At 47.0% G+C, this 21,585-nt stretch carries 23 protein-coding genes; 7 read left to right on the plus strand and 16 right to left on the minus strand.

The genetic code is table 11. The annotated features are described in order from the left end of the window. Window positions 1–2 precede the first annotated feature (2 nt). Complete coding sequence (gene groL / locus K8S15_04280) at window positions 3–1,637, minus strand: chaperonin GroEL (protein ID MCD4775252.1); 1,635 nt, start codon at window positions 1,635–1,637, stop codon at window positions 3–5. Window positions 1,638–1,654: 17 nt separating this feature from the next. Beyond that, window positions 1,655–1,957: a co-chaperone GroES gene (locus tag K8S15_04285; GenBank protein MCD4775253.1), complete on the minus strand. Its 303-nt coding sequence runs from the start codon at window positions 1,955–1,957 to the stop codon at window positions 1,655–1,657. Window positions 1,958–2,257: 300 nt separating this feature from the next. On the opposite strand from K8S15_04285, the gene hutH reads away from it, so the two are divergent. Both hutH and K8S15_04295 read left to right on the plus strand, forming a co-directional pair. Beyond that, window positions 2,258–3,775: a histidine ammonia-lyase gene (gene hutH, locus K8S15_04290; protein MCD4775254.1), complete on the plus strand. Its 1,518-nt coding sequence runs from the start codon at window positions 2,258–2,260 to the stop codon at window positions 3,773–3,775. Between the two features lie 293 nt (window positions 3,776–4,068). Next, window positions 4,069–5,925, plus strand: a complete 1,857-nt coding sequence (locus K8S15_04295) for a T9SS type A sorting domain-containing protein (protein MCD4775255.1) — start codon at window positions 4,069–4,071, stop codon at window positions 5,923–5,925. A 390-nt stretch (window positions 5,926–6,315) separates the two neighbouring features. Here the strand turns inward: K8S15_04295 and K8S15_04300 are convergent, their stop codons facing one another. The 4 genes from K8S15_04300 to K8S15_04315 are packed head-to-tail and all read right to left on the minus strand — an operon-like array spanning window position 6,316 to window position 8,602. Next, entirely contained in the window at window positions 6,316–6,726 is a 411-nt protein-coding gene (locus tag K8S15_04300; protein MCD4775256.1) for a zinc ribbon domain-containing protein, read from the minus strand. Further along, window positions 6,726–7,322, minus strand: coding sequence for a pyridoxal 5'-phosphate synthase glutaminase subunit PdxT (pdxT, locus tag K8S15_04305; protein ID MCD4775257.1), 597 nt, complete (start codon window positions 7,320–7,322; stop codon window positions 6,726–6,728). Before pdxT ends, K8S15_04300 begins: the two co-directional genes overlap by 1 nt. A gap of 3 nt (window positions 7,323–7,325) precedes the next feature. After that, entirely contained in the window at window positions 7,326–8,219 is an 894-nt protein-coding gene (pdxS, locus tag K8S15_04310; protein ID MCD4775258.1) for a pyridoxal 5'-phosphate synthase lyase subunit PdxS, read from the minus strand. Further along, on the minus strand, window positions 8,216–8,602 hold the full coding sequence (locus K8S15_04315) for a hypothetical protein (GenBank protein MCD4775259.1): 387 nt from the start codon (window positions 8,600–8,602) through the stop codon (window positions 8,216–8,218). Before K8S15_04315 ends, pdxS begins: the two co-directional genes overlap by 4 nt. A 227-nt stretch (window positions 8,603–8,829) precedes the next feature. Between K8S15_04315 and K8S15_04320 the strand changes: the two genes are divergently transcribed. Further along, entirely contained in the window at window positions 8,830–9,210 is a 381-nt protein-coding gene (locus tag K8S15_04320) for a hypothetical protein (protein MCD4775260.1), read from the plus strand. 12 nt (window positions 9,211–9,222) lie between these two features. Here K8S15_04320 and K8S15_04325 read toward each other — a convergent pair whose 3' ends face one another. The 10 genes from K8S15_04325 to K8S15_04370 all read right to left on the minus strand — a co-directional run bounded on the left by K8S15_04325 (window position 9,223) and on the right by K8S15_04370 (window position 19,290). Further along, window positions 9,223–10,677, minus strand: a complete 1,455-nt coding sequence (locus K8S15_04325) for a sugar transferase (GenBank protein MCD4775261.1) — start codon at window positions 10,675–10,677, stop codon at window positions 9,223–9,225. 1 nt (window position 10,678) lies between these two features. Then, window positions 10,679–11,830, minus strand: coding sequence for a DegT/DnrJ/EryC1/StrS family aminotransferase (locus K8S15_04330; protein ID MCD4775262.1), 1,152 nt, complete (start codon window positions 11,828–11,830; stop codon window positions 10,679–10,681). A gap of 103 nt (window positions 11,831–11,933) precedes the next feature. Beyond that, window positions 11,934–12,833: a hypothetical protein gene (locus tag K8S15_04335; GenBank protein ID MCD4775263.1), complete on the minus strand. Its 900-nt coding sequence runs from the start codon at window positions 12,831–12,833 to the stop codon at window positions 11,934–11,936. A gap of 40 nt (window positions 12,834–12,873) precedes the next feature. Next, window positions 12,874–13,743 (minus strand): hydrogenase maturation protease, encoded by an 870-nt coding sequence (locus K8S15_04340; GenBank protein MCD4775264.1) that lies wholly within the window; start codon window positions 13,741–13,743, stop codon window positions 12,874–12,876. Further along, on the minus strand, window positions 13,740–15,173 hold the full coding sequence (locus K8S15_04345) for a Ni/Fe hydrogenase subunit alpha (protein MCD4775265.1): 1,434 nt from the start codon (window positions 15,171–15,173) through the stop codon (window positions 13,740–13,742). The genes K8S15_04340 and K8S15_04345 overlap by 4 nt, the downstream gene beginning before the upstream one ends. Before the next feature lie 41 nt (window positions 15,174–15,214). After that, window positions 15,215–15,754 (minus strand): NADP oxidoreductase, encoded by a 540-nt coding sequence (locus K8S15_04350; GenBank protein MCD4775266.1) that lies wholly within the window; start codon window positions 15,752–15,754, stop codon window positions 15,215–15,217. Window positions 15,755–15,769: 15 nt separating this feature from the next. Then, window positions 15,770–16,486, minus strand: coding sequence for a (2Fe-2S)-binding protein (locus tag K8S15_04355; GenBank protein ID MCD4775267.1), 717 nt, complete (start codon window positions 16,484–16,486; stop codon window positions 15,770–15,772). Between the two features lie 2 nt (window positions 16,487–16,488). Then, complete coding sequence (locus K8S15_04360) at window positions 16,489–18,273, minus strand: NAD(P)H-dependent oxidoreductase subunit E (protein ID MCD4775268.1); 1,785 nt, start codon at window positions 18,271–18,273, stop codon at window positions 16,489–16,491. 395 nt (window positions 18,274–18,668) lie between these two features. After that, a complete protein-coding gene (locus K8S15_04365) occupies window positions 18,669–18,881 on the minus strand; it encodes a helix-turn-helix transcriptional regulator (protein ID MCD4775269.1) in 213 nt (70 codons plus the stop codon). Next, window positions 18,868–19,290, minus strand: a complete 423-nt coding sequence (locus K8S15_04370) for a hypothetical protein (protein ID MCD4775270.1) — start codon at window positions 19,288–19,290, stop codon at window positions 18,868–18,870. Before K8S15_04370 ends, K8S15_04365 begins: the two co-directional genes overlap by 14 nt. A gap of 349 nt (window positions 19,291–19,639) precedes the next feature. Here K8S15_04370 and K8S15_04375 point away from each other — a divergent pair, with 349 nt between their 5' ends. From K8S15_04375 to K8S15_04390, 4 genes are all read left to right on the plus strand, one after another. Next, a complete protein-coding gene (locus K8S15_04375) occupies window positions 19,640–20,266 on the plus strand; it encodes a hypothetical protein (protein ID MCD4775271.1) in 627 nt (208 codons plus the stop codon). Continuing rightward, window positions 20,259–20,513, plus strand: a complete 255-nt coding sequence (locus K8S15_04380; GenBank protein MCD4775272.1) for a hypothetical protein — start codon at window positions 20,259–20,261, stop codon at window positions 20,511–20,513. The genes K8S15_04375 and K8S15_04380 overlap by 8 nt, the downstream gene beginning before the upstream one ends. 282 nt (window positions 20,514–20,795) lie before the next feature. After that, window positions 20,796–21,302, plus strand: coding sequence for a metal-dependent transcriptional regulator (locus K8S15_04385; GenBank protein MCD4775273.1), 507 nt, complete (start codon window positions 20,796–20,798; stop codon window positions 21,300–21,302). Next, the gene (locus tag K8S15_04390) at window positions 21,283–21,543 is read left to right on the plus strand and encodes a ferrous iron transport protein A (protein MCD4775274.1); all 261 of its coding nucleotides are present in this window, start codon (window positions 21,283–21,285) and stop codon (window positions 21,541–21,543) included. Before K8S15_04385 ends, K8S15_04390 begins: the two co-directional genes overlap by 20 nt. Window positions 21,544–21,585 lie beyond the last annotated feature (42 nt).

The raw sequence follows: 21,585 nt of genomic DNA on the forward strand, positions 1-21,585 counted from the left end.
TTTTAGTACATTCCGCCCATACCGCCCATACCGCCGCCACCGGCAGGGGCAGGTGGTTCGGGTTCTGGTATTTCTGTAATTATGCATTCGGTTGTTACCAGAAGGCTCGAAATACTCGAGGCGTTCTGAAGAGCTGATCTTGTGACCATTGTCGGATCGACAATGCCCTGTTTGAACATGTCTCCGTATTCGTTCGTTTGTACATTCAGACCTTGATCCTTCGAAAGGCTTCTGACTTTCTCAACGACTATTGCGCCTTCAAGACCTGCGTTAATGGCAAGCTGCCTGAGAGGCTCGGACAACGCTTTTCTGACGATGTCCACACCTACAGCCTCTTCACCCTTGAGCTTGAGCCCGTCAAGTGTCTTCTCGCAACGGAGCAGGGCTGTTCCGCCACCGGGAACGATACCCTCTTCAACGGCTGCCCGGGTAGCGTGAAGAGCATCCTCAACTCTGGCTTTTCTTTCCTTCATTTCGGTCTCGGTTGCCGCGCCGACGTTTATCCTGGCAACTCCACCCGCGAGCTTGGCAAGGCGTTCCTGCAGTTTCTCCTTGTCGTAGTCGGAAGTTGTATCTTCTATCTGCTTGCGGATCTGACTGATCCTGCCCTGGATGTCGACTGTCTCGCCGCTACCGTCGATGATGATCGTGTTATCTTTGTCTATACGGACGCTGGTAGCTGATCCAAGATCATCAAGTGTAATGTTCTCAAGCTTGATTCCCAGATCTTCGGTAATAGACCTGCCTCCTGTGAGAACGGCTATATCACCGAGCATCGCCTTGCGGCGGTCTCCGTATCCTGGTGCTTTCACGGCAGCGACCTGGAGCATTCCCCTCATCTTGTTCACAACAAGTGTCGCGAGGGCTTCGCCTTCAATATCCTCGGCTATGATAAGAAGAGGCTTGCTGAGTTGTGCTATCTTCTCAAGTATGGGAAGGAGATCCTTCATGCTGGATATCTTCTTCTCGTGAATGAGAATGTAAGGTTTTTCGAGGACGACTTCCATATTCTCAGCGTCTGTAACGAAGTATGGAGAGAGGTATCCTCTATCGAACTGCATACCCTCAACAACATCAAGGGTTGTCTCCATTGATTTGGCTTCCTCAACAGAAATAGTGCCGTCTTTCCCGGCCTTATCCATAGCTTCAGCGATAATATCGCCGATCATATCATCGTTGTTGGCTGATATGGCAGCGACCTGTTTTATATCATCCTTACCGGAAACATCGCGGGAGAGATTCTTGAGTTCTTCGACTACTACTTTAACCGCTTCATCGATACCTCTTTTGAGGGACATCGGGTTAGCGCCCGCAGTGACGTTCTTAAGCCCCTCGCGATAGATAGCTTCGGCAAGAAGTGTAGCGGTTGTAGTACCGTCTCCTGCAACATCGCTGGTTTTACTGGCAACTTCGCGGATCAGCTGGGCACCGACATTTTCAAATTTGTCAGGTAGCTCGATCTCCTTAGCGACAGTAACGCCGTCTTTCGTTATGGTCGGGCTGCCCCACTTCTTTTCGAGGACAACATTTCTTCCCTTGGGGCCAAGGGTAACCTTGACAGCCCTGGAGAGTTTCTCAACCCCTGAAAGAAGGGCGTGCCTTGCGTCCTGATCGAACTTGAGTTCTTTAGCTGGCATACTTTATACCTCCTTAATTATTCGCTAAGCACTGCGAGAATATCATCCTCGCGTACAATAACGTACTCGTCGTCCAGTACTTTAACTTCCGTACCGGAGTATTTGCCTATAAGAACGTGATCTCCCTTTTTAACGATAGGGGCCACGAAGCCGTCTCCGCTATCGTTTCTTTTACCCTGTCCGACAGCTTCAACGGTACCCTCGAGTGGTTTCTCCTTTGCGGTATCGGGAATAACAATACCACCTTTTACCATTTCCTTCGGCTCTTCCCGTTTGATCAGTACACGGTCGAAGAGCGGGTGAATTGCGTTTTTACCCATGTGTTTTCTCCCTTCTTTCCAATCCTTGATTTGGTTAATGGATATTTCGAAATTTCGCAGTCACAAATTAAGCAAGGTAAATGCCAACTGGTGTACTATTACAAAACGAATCGTAAAAGGACTTATAGCACAGTGTCATATGGGTATGGCTGAGATCGGTAACAGCAAGGGAAGAACTGGATGCAGGTGCTCATGAGTCAGAATGACACATTTGCGTGAGCGGTATATTATTACTATCAGGAAAGCGGTATATTCAAATTGATATATTAAACGCATAATTTTCGCGCTGATGGAGTATGTATGGACAGGATAATTATCGGAACAGAAGGAACAGAACTGGGTCAGGTTCTCAGAATCGCCGGGGGAGCGTCTGCAGAACTGTCGGAAGACGCAAGATTTGCTATAAGGAATTCACGAATAAGAACTGAAGAAGTAGTCAGCAGCGGCAAGCCTGTTTACGGTGTAAATACAGGATTCGGAAGGCTTGCCAATTCAATAGTGAGTCCGAATAAACTTGATCTCCTGCAGAAAAATCTGCTGCTGAGTCACGCCTGTGGAACAGGCCCAATATGTTCCAGATCCGTCACCAGAGTGATGATGTTCCTTAGAATCGCCTCTCTGGCAAGGGGAAGATCCGGCATTCGCGAGGAAACCCTTGATCAGATGCTTGCAATCCTGAACAGTGATATTTATCCGGCAGTCCCAATCAAGGGATCTCTCGGGGCATCCGGTGATCTTGCTCCCCTTGCTCATCTGAGTCTTCCTCTCATAGGGGAGGGTAAGTGTGTGGATAACGATGAAATCATTTCGGGAGCGGAAGCCCTTGACAAAATCGGGTTGGATCCTGTTACTCTGGGAGCCAAGGAGGGGCTGGCCCTTATAAATGGTACTCAGACAATGACAGCCATTACATCACTCGCATACATTGAAGCGTGCCGGCTGGCAGATGCCGCGGATGCCGCCGCTGCGATGTCCCTTGAAGTTCTCCTGGGCACTACACGGCCTTTCAGCAGGGAACTGATAGGCCTCAGGCCACATATGGGCGCGATAGAAACCGCTGACAACCTTCTGGCGTTAATCAGGGACAGTGAGATACTGATATCTCATAAAGCCTGCGATAAGGTTCAGGATGCTTACTCTCTGAGATGCGTTCCTCAGGTTCACGGAGCCACCAGAGACGCCTTGCGTTACATCCAATCGACCCTGTCAATTGAGCTGGCTTCTGTTACTGACAATCCCCTTTTGATGGAGGACGGCACCTTCGTAAGCGGAGGCAATTTCCACGGACAGCCGATGGCCTTTGCCGCGGATCACCTTGCCCTTTCAGTGGCGGAGCTTGCTGACATTTCCGAAAGGCGCATTGAGAGGCTGCTGAACCCTGATCTTAGCGGGTTACCTGCTTTCCTCACGCCTGATCCCGGTCTTAATTCGGGATTCATGATAGCCCAGTACACCGCAGCTTCCCTCGTAAGCGAGAATAAGGTTCTATCCCATCCAGCCAGTGTGGACAGCATTCCGGTGAGCGGCTCTCAGGAGGATCATGTATCCATGGGTACTACAGCTGCTTACCAGGCTTTGAATGTTGTCGAAAACTCAACCTACGTTTTAGCTACCGAGCTTGTATGCGCTGCCCAGGCGGCGGAATTCATTCACCGCGGAAAGCATGGGCGAGGAACAGGCAGGATATACGAAGCCATAAGGGAGAAGGTAGAACCACTACGGGAGGACAGGCAGTTCGCAGAAGATATAGAAGCTGTTGCGAAAATGATCGCTTCGGGTGTTTTCAGTGATATACTGAATACGGTTCAGGCTTCGTAAAGGCCCGGTGCTCTTGAAGGAGAAGTTCAATTGATGATTCCCTTGGAATACTCAGGAATAAACTGCTTTCGGAAGAAATCAGCGAATCGGAAATACAGTACCCGGAACACTGGTAATTGTATCGAGTCACGACCCCGGTCATTGAGATCAATCGATTAATTACCCATATTCCCAGGAAGGGAACGAAGCAGGTATGGGATTGAGGAAAATCCACTTTCCTACTATTCGGAAAGGGAGAAACTCACTGGTCATTGGCAGACGGTTGGTTCGAGGTATTTGAAAAGAGGTAACCGATGTACAAGTATTTTGTTGTTACAAGCATTCTTTTTCTAGTCGCAGGCATTGCTGGTGCAGATACGACGCAGATCAGCTGGCGTAATGGCGGAGGAGTTCCGGGCCCTGTTTTGACTTGGTGGGGTCACACTTTCTATCAGTCATCCGGCATATGCTTCTGGTGTGACGGTGATTCGAGTTTCCCCAAGCTTCTTCTATCGGCTGCAGAGAGAACTCTAATCGATGTATCAAATGACGAACCCGTTTCCGTTTTTTCCTCTGATATCGACGGTGACGGAGATGAGGATGTCATAGCTCTCTTCGGTTACATGGGCGGAACTCAACAGGTACTCTGGTGGGAGAATCTCGATGGGGCAGGCTCCTCATGGGACGAACACGTGATCGATATTGGGTTTCCTTTAGGTGAATCCGTGGTTTCTGGAGATATCGACGGCAACGGTACAATGGATGTCGCTGCCGGTGGCCGAGATGAATCCGTGTGCTGGTGGTCCAATACCGACGGTACTGGAACCCAATGGGAAGAACACCTCGCCTGCGATAAGGCCGAATGGGTCGAGTGTGCTGATATGGATGGGGATGGTGATACCGATTTTGCTCTGGCTTCATGGTGGTTCGACACTTTCCTCTGGTGTGAGAACATCGATGGAATCGGGGAAACCTGGGTGGAACATGGTATCGCCCATAACATGCTAGGTGCCATATGCGGGAATCCATGCGACATAAACTCCGATGGATACCTGGATTTCATTGGACTGGAATGTCTCAATAATAAATTGTACTGGTGGGAAAACGAGGACGGCACAGGTACGACATGGATAGAGCATGTCATCAGCACTTCTATAGTGAATCCACAGTCAATGCATGCGGGAGATATCGATGGTGATGGTGATTTCGATGTTGCCGCAGTATCCGCAACGGATGACGATGTTGTCTGGTTTAGGAACGACGATGGACTTGGAGGTGCATGGACGGAAGTAGCCGTTGCTCACCTCAGTATACCTTGGGGCAATGCACTGTTTGATGTTCATACCGCTGATCTCGACGCGGATGGTGACATCGACATCTGTTCCCTGGTTCATTGTTCAGGCGGATGGGTTTTCTGGTGCGAAAATATGGATGGGATCGGAGAGAGCTGGGCCATACACACATTCGCACCCGCTGCAAATTCTCCATGGTCAGTTCATCCGTCCGATATCAATGGAGACGGAAAGAATGACCTGGTTACTTGCAAGTTGTCCGGAAAAATAACATGGTGGGATCTGAGTGAGGACGGTTATTCATCCGATGGTTATCTTGAATCCAGTATTCTTGATACCGATGTAATCTCGACCGACTATCAGACCCTCACATGGCAATCCGAGGTCCCTGCAGGAACGGTACTCTACTTGCAGATAAGAACTTCAGATGACCATACCGAGATGGGTAACTGGTCTGAACCACTTTATACCTCCCCTGTACAGGTGGGTGCTGTGGTGGGAAACGGGGAGCAATACTTCCAGTACAGAGTTAACATGGAAACTACGGATTTCTGCGTTACCCCTTGGCTTTCCTTCGTACAGCTGACCTGGGATGAGCTGGGAATCGGCGAAGGTGACCTAGAGGACATGAGAATACTCTCGGTTTCCTCCAATCCCCTCTCAGACCTCGCCTCAGTTATACTGACTTGTGAAAATCCGATGACCATGGCACTTTCCGTATATGATCTCTCGGGAAGAAGGGTCCTTAACGTTCCGGAGAAACAGTACGAAGCTGGAATCAGCACTGTTCGTATTCAGAATATCCCTCCCGGTATCTACATTTGCGTGCTGAATGGTGAGGATTTTCATGAAAGCCTTAGGTTCGTCCTGACTGAATAATAGGAAAGTGGATTTTCCGCGATCACTTTATTCAGTTATGATATAGCGATCAAAGGTGGTTAACAATAAAAAAGATTGTCAATATTACAGAAATTATTCCTTTACGGTAATATGTTTGGTTCTTGTTCCAATCTTGATATTAATTGCCTGTAGCAATCCTGTGGAACAGCCTTCTTACTATTAATATTCTCCCGTTGATAGTGTATGGATGGCTATTGAAAATTTGGAATTTTCATAGGTCCTGATGACTTAACAGGCACTCCCGCTTACGGAACTGCGAATTTCATCTGCCGGCAGGATTCAATGGAAGAATGGTATATGTATGGCAGTGGTGGGATTATCCCGATCCCGGAAAGGCTCGGTTGTTTTCAGTGATATACTGAATACGGTTCAGGCTTCGTAAAGGCCCGGTGCTCTTGAAGGAGAACCACCTTCCCCCGTATCGAAGCCCGATTCCTCAAGATCCCTTTCGATTTTTTCGGGATCTTCTCCGGCTTCCAGTCTTGATAGAGCTTCGTTAACCTCAGTCCCCAGATCCTCTCCCATTTCATCGGCCATATGACGAATGGCCTTTGCCATGGCTTTTGGATCTTCGGTATCAAGTCCCGCCATTGAAGGGTCATCAGCCATACTTTCAATTGAGGATGATCCGCTTTTCACGGAGAATGCGCTCATAACCCTTTCCATTTTGTCGTTTCTATCGCATTTGGGGCAGACTGGAGATGTTTTATCTGAGGGATGTCTGACGAGGAACTGAAAAATCGTATTGCATCGAGTGCAGAGATATTCGTAAATAGGCATTATTTCTTTCCTTTCAGAATTCCATTACTTTCAAGAAAGAGCCTGTGTATTCTGCTGTCCTGAGTCAATTCCGGATGGAACGATGACAACCACAGATTATCCTGTTGTAACAGAACCGGGCCATCTTCGATCCGGCTCAGAATTTTCACATCTTTGGATAGAGGTAGAAGAAGGGGAGCTCTGATAAAAACTCCTTTGAAAGGTTCATTAAGGCCTGTAACTTCTATGGATTCAACGAAACTGCTTGCCTGACGGCCGAAAAAATTCCGGACAGCTTTAACATCGGCAAGTCTGAGGCTATCCTGTTTAACAGTATGCTCCTTTTCGCTTATCTCCCCGGAAAGCAGAACAGCTCCAGCGCAGGTGCCGAAGATGGGAAAACCATTGTTTCCCATTTCTATCAATGGGAGCGTAAGTTCCCACCTGTTCATGAGAGAGATAAGTGTGGTTGATTCTCCCCCTGGAAGGAAAAGAGCCGAAATTAATTTCAGATCAGCCGGGATTCGAATCTCACGAACTTCGCACCCCAGTTTTGTGAGGATTGCAATATGTTCCGCTACTCCGCCCTGAAGAGCCAGGACTCCAACCGAAGGCAAGGTTTACCAGCCCCTGTCAGCCATTCGTTCTTCATCGGGGATTGTGGAAATGTTAATGCCCACCATCGCTTCGCCAAGATTTCTGGAAATATCAGCAAGCACTTTCGGTGAATCGAACCGGCTTACCGCTTCTACAATTGCTCTTGCGCGTTTTTCAGGCTCACCGCTTTTAAATATACCGCTGCCAACAAAGACTCCATCCAGCCCCAGCTGCATCATCAGAGCCGCATCCGCTGGAGTAGCTACTCCTCCTGCCGCGAAATTCACAACAGGGAGGCATCCGTTTTCATGGACATATTTTACAAGGTCGTATGGAGCACCCATTTCCTTTGCGATGGTCATCAATTCTTCAGGTGGTGCAACTTTTAGTCTGGCGATGGCTCCGGTTACAGCTCTGGCATGCCTGACAGCTTCAACCACATTGCCTGTTCCCGCCTCACCCTTCGTGCGGATCATAGCCGCGCCTTCACCTATCCTTCTAAGAGCTTCGCCAAGGTTGGTGGCTCCGCATACGAAAGGCACACTGAAATTGTGTTTGTTCACATGGAATTTTTCGTCTGCCGGGGTCAGGACTTCAGATTCATCGATGTAATCGATATCCATAGCTTCAAGTATCTGGGCTTCGACGAAGTGCCCTATCCTGCATTTCGCCATGACAGGAATATCAACTGCTTCCTGGATACTTCTTATCATATCGGGGTCTGACATTCTGGCCACGCCCCCCTGGGCACGAATGTCCGCGGGCACTCTTTCAAGCGCCATAACTGCTACAGCTCCCGCTTCCTGTGCGATTGAAGCCTGCTCCGAAGTGACAACGTCCATTATCACGCCGCCTTTAAGCATCCGGGCGAGCCCTGTTTTAGTTTCCCAGGTTCCCTCTTTTTTCGTACTTTTCATTTAGCTTCCTCTTCCACGAATAATTCTAATAATTCAGTTTCATTGATGCGCCACAGAGAGTCGATACTAAGAAGTTCGCTTTCAAGTTCTATGCAGACAGTGCTTTCAGGTACACCCGCTTGATGGTAAGTACCCTGGATTACCGAAAACACTCTAAGGTATTCCTTTGAAGAAAGCAGATAAGCCGACCATGCTTCTGCGGTGCTGTCCGAGAATGTCGCTCCTGTGTTGAGTTTTTCAAATTCGTCAATGGCCGCTTCCGCCCGGAGCCAGGCAAGATCCAGAACCCAAAGCCTGACAGGTGTGTCAGGATAAACAGGACACTCCGGTACTGCTTCAAGGTAGGCGTCGAGCAGCCCGGATATTTCTCTGTCAAGATTCATTATAAGCTGCATAGTCTGCGGTTCGGGCAACCGGGGACCAACCGCGTTTAACGGATAAGGTACAATAGCAGGAATCAATGCAAAAAATAATATTTTCATCGTAGTTGGAATATAGGAGTTTTTCGAAGGAGTTTCAAGAATCACGGATAAGGGTCTTTTCAGATTGGAAAGGTATTGGTAGATTAACAACCGAGTTGAGTTGACCCATTCTGGAAAAGAGTTTCAGTTTGAAAGCTATATTCGTTACCATACTGATCACATCAGTAGCAGCATGCGAAATATGCTCTGATCTTCAGGCAATTGGCGTTCCTGTTCATTCAGCTTTTCTGCAGGACAGTATGCTTGTAGTTTCGATGTCAGGTTCTCTGGCAGAAGGTGATTCCCTGCTGAAGCATTACGGAGGTGTTTTCTTTGCAGCGATGGACAGTATAGTTGCCGGGTGGGACATTATCGGGATAGCTGTTGAACTGGATGAAGCCACGCTGGTTTTTCAAAAACGCCATATGACACAGATGTTCTTATGGATTACAGAAACCACTGATGATGAATCCATTGCCGAATGGGTTCTTAATCATACCAGGGTTATCAGGGGGCCGGAGTCAGATTAGCTGCGGAGCAGGCTACAGACCACCCTTGCCAAAAAGTATTACGGGAAAAGTTTTCAGAATAAACCTTATATTTGTGCCGTCCGTTCTGGACAGAACGTAGATGAAATCAAGGAACTGGGATTTCTTAAAATCGAGCCTGCTTCTGCCGTATATCTGCCATATTCCCGTAAGGCCCGGTTTTATTGTAAACCGCTCCTGGAGCCATTCGCTGGTATAGTGTTCCATCTCATAATCTATGCAAGGGCGCGGACCCACGATGCTCATTTCACCCCTGAGCACATTCAGAATCTGCGGGATTTCATCCATTGATGTTTTTCTGATAATTCTTCCAATCGAAGTAACAGCCTTCGAACTGATGGTCTTGAATACTTCAACGTTTTCCGATTTTGAGGCTGCGTCTCCGTTCACGTACTTCATGAAATACTTTTTATGTACACTCCTCCTGTCATCAGCATCGATACGCATCGATCTGAACTTCAGAAAACTGAAGGGTTTTTTCCTGTAGCCGATTCTTGTCTGTTTGAAAAGAACCCCGCCGGGGCTTGTTAGCGCAATGGCGGGAACAATGACAACAATGAAAGGCAGGAAGACCAGCAGACCCACAAAGGCAATTAGAATATCGTTTGCGCGCCAGAGAGCGTTTGCAATTCCTGTCCATTTTCTGCTGCAGAATGTAAGAGCGGCGTACCTGTCGATTGTTATCCATGGATCGAAGTAACCCAATTCCAGTATTTTCCTTGAGTATATTGAGAAAGGAATTCCGGCACGCCTTGTAAGCAGTGAAAAACGGGCAATTGAATCGAAGTCTTCCTCATTGAACACCATGATGAGTTCCGTGGCGCCTTCATTTTTCAGAATCTCCATACATCTGGTGTATCGTTCGTCTGGATTGTCCGGCAGAGGTTGTGAATATATCTTGAATTCAAACAGTCGCTGGTAAACAGGAGATTTCAGAAATGTTGATCTAATCTTCTTACATACAGTATTCGTGCCGAATAGTACTATCGTTATCTTTCCGAACCCCAGAGTTCTCAGCAGGCGAGGGAAAATTCTTGGGATAATCAGCAGCCTGTCAATTACTGTCATCGTAAGCCACAGTATCATCAATATGAAAACCGCCAGTCTGCTGCAGATGAATACGTTTGTAGGGAAGTGTGCGAGGAAGAGAACAACGATGAAAAGAACTGAAATCGTAATTATCGTTCTTATCGTCCTGAAGATGTTCATTGTCCTGTTGACGGTTGTTCTAATCACGTAAAGATCTTCCACCATCATGGCCAGTATTTCAGCTATGGTCAGGAATACCCACGTTCCAGCAATTGCCGAGAATGACACTGTTGCTGTATCAAGAGAGCCGAAGCGTATCAGTATCGCGAACAGAATCGATAGAGCGATTATTAGACAATCGCTTATCAGGAGTGTGAAGTAGTACAGGCGGTTTAAATAGCAAGTACGCCTGAGAGGCAAATCAGTCCTTCTTCAAGAAGTAGGATATCATGGCCGCAGCCACAGTATCCTGCTGGCTTTCCGTAATATCCGGGAACATGGGCAGTGTAACATTGTTCGTGCTGTTGTATTCCGCTACTGGAAAATCACCTGCTTCGTATCCCAGGTAGCTGTAAGCCTTCTGCACGTGCAGTGGGAGTGGGTAGTGAAGACCGGAAGCAACTTCCCGGTCACTCAGGAAGTTCCTCAGGGAATCTCTTTCCGGTAAATGAATGGCATAGAGGTGGTACACATGTCTTACATCTCCATTCTCTACAGGAAGCTCAACGGGAAGATCTGAAAGGAGTTCGTTATACCTTGACGCGGCTTCTCTTCTTCTGTCGTTCCATTGTGAGATATACTTGGTTTTTACGCCCAGAACTGCACCCTGGAAGGCCGACATTCTGTAGTTGTGTCCTATATAATCGTAGTAATATTTTTCCCTTGAACCGTGATCCCGCAGTGCTCTTACTTTCGCGGCGATAGCTTCGGAGTTTGTGGTTACAGCTCCGCCTTCACCGAAAGCTCCCATGTTTTTCCCGGGATAAAAACTGAATGCCGCGGCTGTGCCGAAACTGCCCGCGGGTCTTCCGTTTCTTGAGGCGTTATGAGCCTGGCAGGCATCCTCAAAAAGAAGAAGACCGTAATGCTCTGAGATTTTTTCAAGCTCCGGCAGTTCGGCAGGCTGTCCGTAAAGGTCTACCGCGAGAATACCCCTGATCTCCGCTCCCGTTTTCGGATCGATGGGTCTGCCTCCTTCCGAACAGGATTCAAGAAAACTCTCAACTTTTTCAGGGGAAAGATTGAATGTATCTCTGTCTACGTCCACGAATACAGGAATATGTCCGGCCAGCACAATCCCCTCTGTAGATGCGGTGAAAGTGTTTGGAGGAACGATGATACCGCTTCCAGTGGGGAGATCTGCTGCCCATATCATAAGATGCACGGCTGCGGTGCCGCTGGATACAGCGACACAAAACCTGGTTCCGGTTATTTCAGCGAACTTCTCTTCAAAAGAGGCAACCTTGGGGCCAAGAACGTAATAGCAGGTATCAAGAACTTCAGTGAGTTCATTTTCGATTTCGCCTTTTATCTGTTTGTACTGTGTCTTCAGGTCAAGGAATGGTACGGACATCGATTTACCTCCGTGTGGATTTAAGAACTGATTTGTCTTCGGTAATCTACTATATAATATCTGTTCGGTCAGTATGTTAACCTATCCAAGCATGGATTACGTGCTATTCAACCAGTATCCAGTTGGAATAGCCGCCTATCTTTCTTCCTATCAGTCTTTCGATGGCCGAGTGAACCCTGCTCAACAGTCGGAGGTGTTCGTGGTCAGGCGGGTTGTTCTGGTCGGAGTAATCCTCCGCTTTCCAGTTCTTGTTTCTGATCCGCTCCTGCATCGCGGAAGGATGTGTATCTTTAAAAAGAGGAATTCTGCTCAAGGGGCCGTAGTCCCAGGGTTTACCTGAATCTGAATGTTTTTTTTTCATCCATTCATCATCATGGTAGAAACTGTCCATTACTATCGTTTTTTTTCTCATCACCTCTGGATGACGAACCCATCCGTAGTGGTATATCCGTGCGCGGCAATCGACAACCCGGAGTTTTTTACCATCTATTCTGAAGCTCTGCGCATCTTTCCAGCTTCGTACGTTTCTGCTGTTCCTGATAACCCGGATATCTCTGTCGTACCAGTTGTGGCTTCTATGGACCCTGCTGTAATCACCCCAGAAGTGGTTATATTGGAAAAGAAGCCCATCCACATCGTCTCTTGAGTCGTACTTCTCTATGGTGCCTGTTATTTTTTCATAATCATCTTCATGAACAACCTCATCAGCCTGAAGATAGAAACACCATGGATACCGGCATTGATCGAGGGCGATATTGGTCTGATCGGCAATTGTTGCGCCATCCACAAATCTGTCTGGGTTCCAGTCGGTCTCGATTATTTTTATTTTTTGATCCGGGATACTTCTGATCACTTCCAGTGTATTATCGCTGCAGTCGCCAACATTGACTATGTACTCATCGACTATGGGAAGCGCTGATCTGATGGATTCCTCTATGGGATAATCAAGGCGGACAGCATCCCTTACGAATGTGAATCCCGATATTTTAATATTACTGTTCATAAAGGACAGATGCTTCTTCCATGCGCATAGTTTTGTGTATTCAGTTAATTCCCAGTTTAATTTTCAAGGTGGTAACCAGCGTATTTCGATCTACGGGTTTCTGAAATATCCCGGCCAGTCCGAGTTCTCTGGTATCGAGATTGAACCTTACAGAATCACCGGCAGAGCTTAACAGATAGACCGGCCCCTCAAAACCGGAGGATTTGAGCTTTTGAGAGAATTTACTGCCCGCGTCAACGGTTTCCATCATCAAATCAACGATCACTGCGTCAGGCTCAATTCGCTGGGCGATTTTAAGACCTTCCTCGCCCGTTGAGGCTTCGCCAACTGAAAATCCGGAGGCCTCCAGCATTATCCTCATCGATGAACGAATATCCGAATCATCATCAATAATCAATATTACTTTTTCCACAGTATTACTCATATCACTTCCCTTCCACCCTTCAATTTTCCGGGTGATAAAAGAGAAAGCTGCAGACAGATTTCTTTCAGCCTTCTCGCTAAATACCTCATAAAGATCGAACTCATAACCCCTGATTCCGATCAGCCAGCACTCGGGAGCTTTGCTGAAGGCCTCCTGGCTTATAGCCAGAATTGATTCCGCGCTAACCAGATGGCTGGTAAAAGTTATATCAGCTGCCGGAGTCAGCCTTCTGACAGAAAAAGGTTCCTTACCTGTTGCTGCGGCATCGACAAATATGACCAGATCATGATCTGCTACTGCTGCCGCATCCTCAATATTCAACTGATATGCCGCATCTACAGTTACACCGGTAAGGTCCAGGCTTTCAATCCTGTCGGCCAGGGCAGGGCCAAGCCCGTCATCGCCCCTGCCTGGATTCCCATAGCCCAAAACCAGTATTTTCCCGCGTTTGCCCTCAGGCGCAGCTTCAATAAGGTTTTTGCTCAATCCTTAATCCTCTTCGATATCTCTTTTCCTTCAGCATCGAATAAACTCACCACAAGTGGCATCTGGCCCAGGGCATGCGTTGCGCAGCTCAAACAAGGGTCGTAGGCCCTGATGGCCACTTCTACACAATTCAAGAGGCCTTCTGTTATCTCCTGTCCGGCCAGATACTCCTCTGCAACACTTTTTACCGCCCGGTTCATGGGCTCATTGTTACTGGTTGTGGAAACGATAAGATTCGCCATCGTCACCTGGTCATTGTCGTCAACTCTGTAATGATGAAAGAGAGTTCCTCGGGGAGCTTCCAGAAAACCCACACCTTCATTTCGGCGTTCTCCCCTTGTAACCAGATCATTACCCTGAAGATCAGGATCATTCAGAAGTTCTTTCATCTTTTCCGCGGAGTAGATAGTTTCGATCAGACGTGCCCAGTGGTAGGCCAGTGTAGAATGAACAGGTCTGCCGTTGCCCAGCTCCATGAACTCCTGACGCTCTTTTTCAGCAATAGGCGAATCCATATAGTCGCAGTTATTTATCCTTGCAAGTGGCCCCACCCGGTACCAGCCTTTTTCCTGACCAAGAGGATAGATAAAGGGGAACTTCATATAGCTCCAGCTGCGCACTCCCTCGCGGATATAATCCAGGTAATCCTTGGGTTCAACCTGATCAAAAATGATATTACCGTCCGCGTCCTTGGCCCTCAGATTTCCGTCGTAGAGATCAAATGCGCCGTCTTCTCTTACTATGCTGACAAAATTTGACTCAAAACTTCCAAAAGATGATAATCTGGCTTCATCCTTCTTATATATATCCTTGAAGAGGTTCAACCCCTCAATGGACCATTCAATCATTTCATCGATCTTTTTCAGGAACTCATCACGCTCGGGTATTGAAAGATTCTTATTCACTCCACCTGGAATAGCGCCGTTGCCGTGTATCTTCTTTCCCGCCGTGGCTTTGATGATCTCCTGACCGAATTTACGCATGAGCACCGCTTTTGTAGCGATCTCCGGGTATTCCATGGCCACGCCGATTATATTGCGCCTGGCCACCGGAGCATCAAACCCGAAGAGCAGGTCAGGCGAAGAAAGATGGAAGAAGTGGAGCACATGGGACTGAAAGATCTGTCCGTAATGCATAAGGCGGCGCATTTTTTCGCCGGTAGCAGTAAGCTTATCCGCGCCAACGATTACATCCATGGCCTTGGCGGCGCAGAGCAGATGGCTTATAGGACAAATTCCGCAAAGTCGCTGAACTATCACAGGAACTTCCCAGTAAAGACGGCCGAGTATAAAGCGCTCGAAACCGCGGAATTCAACGATGTGGAACCGGGACCGCTCTATCTGACCTGCTTCGTCAAGATGAATGGTAACCTTGCCGTGTCCCTCAACACGGGTTACCGGATTAATTACAATTTTTCTTTTCTTACTCATAGTTGTCATTAAACGACCTCCATTATACTATGACTACGAAATCAATCGTACTTGATCAGTTCGTATGGCAGGCTCGGTTCCTCGCCTTTCAGCAGGGAAGTTAGAGCGGCCCAGAAAACGTCAGCGCTGGGGGGGCATCCCGGCAGGAAATAATCTATCTTGACCACTTCATGGCAGGGATATACCCTGTCCAGAAGCAAGGGGATGTCCGGATCATTGGGAATAACGCCATCCACGACTGTAGGACCTTGCAGGAAAGCCTCATCGAGGCACTCCTTCAAAGGCACCATATTACGCATTGAGGGTATGCCGCCGGTTAGAGCGCATTCCCCAACGGCTATCAACACTTTGCAATGCTTGCGGAAGGAACGCAGCACTTCTACATTTTCATCTGTAGAGCAGCCTCCTTCAATGAGACCGATATCGACTGGTCCGGAGAACTCTTTTATATCATCTATCGGAGATTTGTTGAAATCAACAAGCTCGATCAATTCCAGTATTCGAGTGTCAATATCTAAAAGTGACATATGACAACCAAAACATCCCGTCAAATTAGCTGTTGCTACTTTCGGTTTAGACATATTTCCATCCTTACCTTAGTTTATTGCCTTGTTCTTTTCGATGTCCGAGCCAATAGGCTCTTTATCGTAAAGTCTGGTGCCGTAAGGCATTTCATAGCCTTTCCGCTTGATCACAATACTGCCGGTAGGGCACATTTCAGTCGCCTTATCAGCCGCTTCAAGAACTGTTGCGGCCAGGTTATATTCCGTGTCGATGGCAATACTGGTGTTAATACCGCGGCCCTCAAAGCCGAAAACCACCTTTTTATCCAGATCCCTGGAAGAACGGACACACCGCCCGCAGAGAACACAACGATCACGATCAATATAGACATCTTTATGTGAAGCATCCACCTTTTTCCGCTGGTAGAGATAGGGATAGGTGGGAGCCATAACGCCTAAACGGTAAGCCAGTGCCTGCAGCTCACAGTTACCGCTCTTCTCGCAGAAGGGACAGAAGTGGTTCCCCTCCACGAAGAGCATCTCAACAACCTTCCGACGTGCCTCATTAAGTTCATCGGTATCGGTTTCAATTACCAGCCCGTCAGCTACCGGAAAGGTGCAGGCACTGCAAGCTCTGCCGTTTACCTTGACTGTACATATGCGGCAGTGGCCTCCGGGTTCAAGATCATTGTGATAGCAAAGGCGGGGAATGTAGATTCCCGCGTTATCTGCGGCCTGCATAATTGTCTGATCGGCATTGGCTTGAATCTCCCGACCATCGATAATCATCGTTACGGTATTTTCATTCATACCTATTCTACCTCCACCGTGGACTGATGCCCGGTTATTTCGCTGGACATGGCAATTGCCTTTTCAAAATCAAAAAGCGGAATAGCATCGGTATCGTTTATTCTTGTATTGTAAAGAGACGCGAAATCCTTCAGCGTAGTGAGTACTGGATTAGCCGCTGTTTGACCCAGCCCGCAGCGGCTCATCATTGTAATAGTATTTCCCAGTTCTTTCAGCTTTACCAGATCCTCCCTGGCTCCATGGCCTTGCAGGATTTTATCCAGATATTTAAGCAGAAGTGTAGTGCCCACCCGGCAGGGAGCACACCAGCCGCACGATTCCTCAACAAAAAACTCGGTGAATTCTCTAACAATCTGAAGAAGGTCGCGCTGTTGGCCGAAAACCATAATCGAGCCGCCTGTGGGCAGATCCTCAAAAGAAATACTCCGTCCGTAGTCTTTTGGGGCAATACAGCTTCCGGACGCTCCCCCCACCTGTACCGCCTGGGCATCTTCCGCATCGACCATGGAAAGGATATCATCCACGGTTAAGCCATACTCAACTTCATATACTCCAGGATGCGGGCAATCACCGGAAATGCTCAACAGCTTCGTGCCGGTGGAATCTCTGGTTCCCAGTTCAGTGAACCATTCACCGCCTTTCTCCAGAATACGCGCTGCGCAGCAGAGGGTTTCCACGTTATTGACCGAGGTAGGCTGATTGAAGTAACCGCTGGTCACCGGGAAGGGAGGACGATCTCTTGGAGCTCCCCGTTTTCCCTCTAAAGATTCGATCAAAGAGGATTCTTCGCCGCACACGTAGGCGCCGGCACCGAGCTGAATACTTATATCGAAGTTAAAACCCTCCTTGCCGCAGATATTTTCTCCTAAAAGACCAAGATGGCGACGGCGATAGAGTACCTGCTGGAGGTGACCATAAAGGTATTCATATTCCCCGCGAAGATAAACCGTGCCGCTTTCAGCTCCGATTGCATAGCCGGCAATGGTCATGCCTTCGAAAAGCAGATCAGGGACCTCGGTAAGGATTACACGGTCTTTAAAGGTGCCCGGTTCGCCCTCATCGGCATTGCAGATCACGTAATGGGCTTCGCCTTTTGCCTTGCGGCAGAAATCCCACTTCATGGCGGTGGGAAAACCGGCCCCTCCTCTTCCACGCAACCTGGAGATATTTATCTCGTTAATCACATCTTCAGGCGATTTGTTAATTGCTGCACGGATAGCTGCCCCATGTTCCATGGGAGCGAAGATCACTTCTCCGCTCTTGATAAGATTATTCTCAACCCGGTTGTACAGCGGAGTTTCTTCCATTCTCTTCGCGTAATCACCCTTGCGGATTGACTCAATCAGACCCGGAACATCTTCTACTTTCAGATTGGGAACCACGGTACTGTTCACCAGGGCCGCAGGTGCCTGATCACTCATACCTATACACGATGTATATTCCAGTGAAATAGCGCCATCATCACTGGTTGATCCAAAGGGCACACCAACTGCCTTCTCAAAGGCGACAGCAACATCCTCCATGCCGTGCATTTTCTCCACCACGGCGTTACAGAGACGAATTACCGTTTTCCCCTGAGGCCGCCTGGAAAGCAAGTGGTAAAAACTTACCATATCCTGGACTTCCACCCTGTGTATTCCCAGCTCCCCGGCTATAGACTGGAGCGCCTGTTCGGAGATGTACCCCATTTCATCCTGTACATCGCGTACAATATTCATCAATTGACTTCGATTCCTATCGTACTTGCCGACGATTTCCTCAACAGACGCCAGAGTATTAGCGGACATAGTACTTACCTCCAGTTTAATTGGCGCTATCTAAAGACTATAGCATATCTTACATACATACTGATTGTTCTTCAACCGTGACAGATATTCTAATCAATCTGCATCAATTTAACAATAGAATTCAGCCGTCAAGAAAACGAAAGGCTGATAAGTTAGGAGAAGATCGAAAGTGACAACTTGACCTTATTTCGTTGATTCAATAAGTTGGATTAATCTAAAGCTATTCCATTAAACTAACACTTGGGCTTTGCAGATTGCATCACTAAAGCCAGTATTCTTTCGAAATTCTTCTACAGCCAATTGTTTTGTATTGCTTTATGTTCTAATTTCAAGCTTACCACGAAGATGATAGTATTCCATGCCTTCAATCACAAGGGTTTTTTCGATACAACTGCCTATTCGTGATACTGGAACACATCATCAACAGACACTCCAAACACTTTTGAAATCCTCAGGGCAAGCAGGAGAGATGGGTTATACCTGGATGCCTCAAGGGCAATGATGGTCTGTCGTGTAACATGAGCGAGATCAGCCAGTTTCTGCTGTGTCATTTCACCGTGCTCAAAACGTAAACGTCGGATTTGATTTTGTAGTTTAGCAGATTCCACAGTTTGTGCCTCGTCGATACTGTGTTAGGGTAATAATAGAAGATACCAGAACCAGTAAAGCCCAACCAATCCATACAAACAAAGGGAAATAATCAATGGAGACAACTCCAGCATCAAGATGGCTGTAGTAAATCACCAAGGATGTGATAACGAAATACCCAAAGACAAAGGAAAGCGCACCTTTTAGAGACATTAGCTTTATAGAGGCATCGCGTTCATCTTCTATTACCTCCGAAGGACTCTTCTTTCGCAGGAAGATCAGATGACCAATGCCCAGAAAACCAAATACCGCGAACCCAGCATATGCCCGGCTGATTCCCATGTTTTGCCAGATAAGGAAGAAAAGCAGAATGGCGACTGCAAGAATAGAGAGATTAAAAATCGCAAGTTTTTCGTGCCTGTTCAACATCTTAGACCTCCGTTTTTCTAGAGTGCGGTAACACAAAGACGAATGTAATATATTTCATACAAAATGTCAAGTATATATTACCTGTAAAATTGATTCAGTAAGCAAAGTTCCGAAGTATAAATAATTTCACTGGATATTTATCCAGGAATCGGCAGAGATGTAAAGTATAATCAGGTATTGTCCGGATCCATCCAGAGAATTACATGGATTGCCTAGCATCGTCTGAGATATTTTTCAAAATTATTTGATTTGGAAAAGCCCGAAGCGGATTACATTCCATGGCAGGACGATATTTGACTGGTGGTTTCTCAGGTGGTATGCTCAGTTTCAGGCAGGAATTGGAGATTTATTGGGACGACTGGGCTGCTTTGTGAGCAGGTCATGGAATTGCGGAAAATCAATTATCCCGTTGCTCAATGAGGATTATATGAATGAGGAGTTAGAGGTACTGAGTATTGTTACGCATGCTCTGAATGGGGCGGGAATCGCATACATGATTACAGGATCCGTTGCCATGAACTACTATGCTTTCCCAAGGATGACCAGAGATATTGATATCGTGATTGAACTTCATCGAAAAGATCTTTCCGTGTTTATTGATCTTTTTGAAAATGATTTTTTCCTTTATCCCGATTCAATAAAGGAAGCCATAATCAATCACGAGATGTTTAATATCATCCATAATAAATATGTGGTGAAACTTGATTTCATAGTAAAAAAACCGTCTCCATATCGACTCACAGAGTTTCAAAGAAGACAGCAGGTTGTTATTGAGGGAATGTCAATGCGGATTGTGAGCCCCGAGGATTTGATTTTGTCAAAACTCTGGTGGGCAAAGGATACCCAATCAGAGCTGCAGATAGGTGATGTAAAAAACATATTGTCCTCTGTAGACAATCTTGATATTCCTTATATAGACCACTGGGTAGAGGAGATGAACCTGCAGGACATTTACCGAAAGGCAATTGATGCTTGATACAAATCCGGTGATGGAAGCAAAGACAAGAGCTATGATGATGGAGAAGCCCCGGGAAGAAAGATTAGTAATAGGGTGCTCAATGTTTACCTTCGCCAGAACTATAGTCAGAGCCTCGATTCTGCAGAGAAACAGTGATATTTCTCCTGATGACCTTAGAAAAGAATTGTTTTTGAGATTCTATGGCAACGATATGGACAAAGATTCCAGAAACAGAATAGCACTCCGTTTTGCAAATTCTCAATAGCAGTCAAGATTTTCTGATGTCTCCCGAAACGGACGCTTGACGGTCGAACTATCGTGGAAGCAACAGGCTTCTGTGCTATCGGTTCTGTAGGTAAAACACCTGCCTTCGCTCGACCTGGCTGTTCGACCCATAGTAGGTACTTCTTGGCCCCTTTGCGATCAATTTAGAGCTGGTGAGTGACCAGAAGTTACGTCCGACCCCAAAGAGACAGCTTGACATTTTCCGTTGATTCAGTAAGTTAGATTAGGCTAAAGATATTACATAAAACTAATTCGAAAGGTATTGATTAAAATGGAACTCAGTTCCAGTCTTGAAGATTATCTTGAGGCTATCTACAATGTGATTAAAGTAAAAACTGCGGCAAGAGCTACCGACATCGCGAAGGTACTCGATGTAGCTAATTCCTCGGTTACAAATGCCCTTCAGATACTTGTTAATAAAGGTCTTATTAATCATGCTCCGTACGATATAATCACATTGACGCCCGAAGGCAGGGAAATAGCGAAGCAAATCGCATGGAAGCATGAGGTGTTCCGTGACTTCTTCACTACCGTACTCTCGATAGATTGTGATATTGCCAACAAATGCGCATGCAGCATAGAGCATATTATTCCGGACGAGGTTGTTAAGAGATTCGTCCAGTACCTCGATTTCGAGAGAGAATGCAAATATGGTGGAAAAAAGTGGGTTGAAGGAATCGGATTCATACACAAAGAAATACCCGATGAGATTGATCCATGCGAGGAATGTAAAGAGAAACAGGAAAAAGATGCACGGACGAAGAAGTAGAGCACACAGCCATTCTGTTAGCTTGAATGAACTGCGCCAGGGTCAGAAAGCCAGGATAATCGCGGTAAGGGGCGGCAGAGGATTCCGTGAGCGGTTCAGCGGAATGGGGTTGCATATAGGAAGTGAAATGGAAGTGCTCCAGTCAACCGGAACTAATGGAATGATTCTAATCAAAACCGGCGATACACGATTGATGATAGGACATGGAATGGCACATAAGATACTCTTGCGACTTGAATGATCGGAATTTTTTTAACACAGGATTTAGATTTAACTAAATATT

The organism is Candidatus Aegiribacteria sp. (genome assembly GCA_021108005.1).
Taxonomy (GTDB): domain Bacteria; phylum Fermentibacterota; class Fermentibacteria; order Fermentibacterales; family JCC-6; genus Aegiribacteria.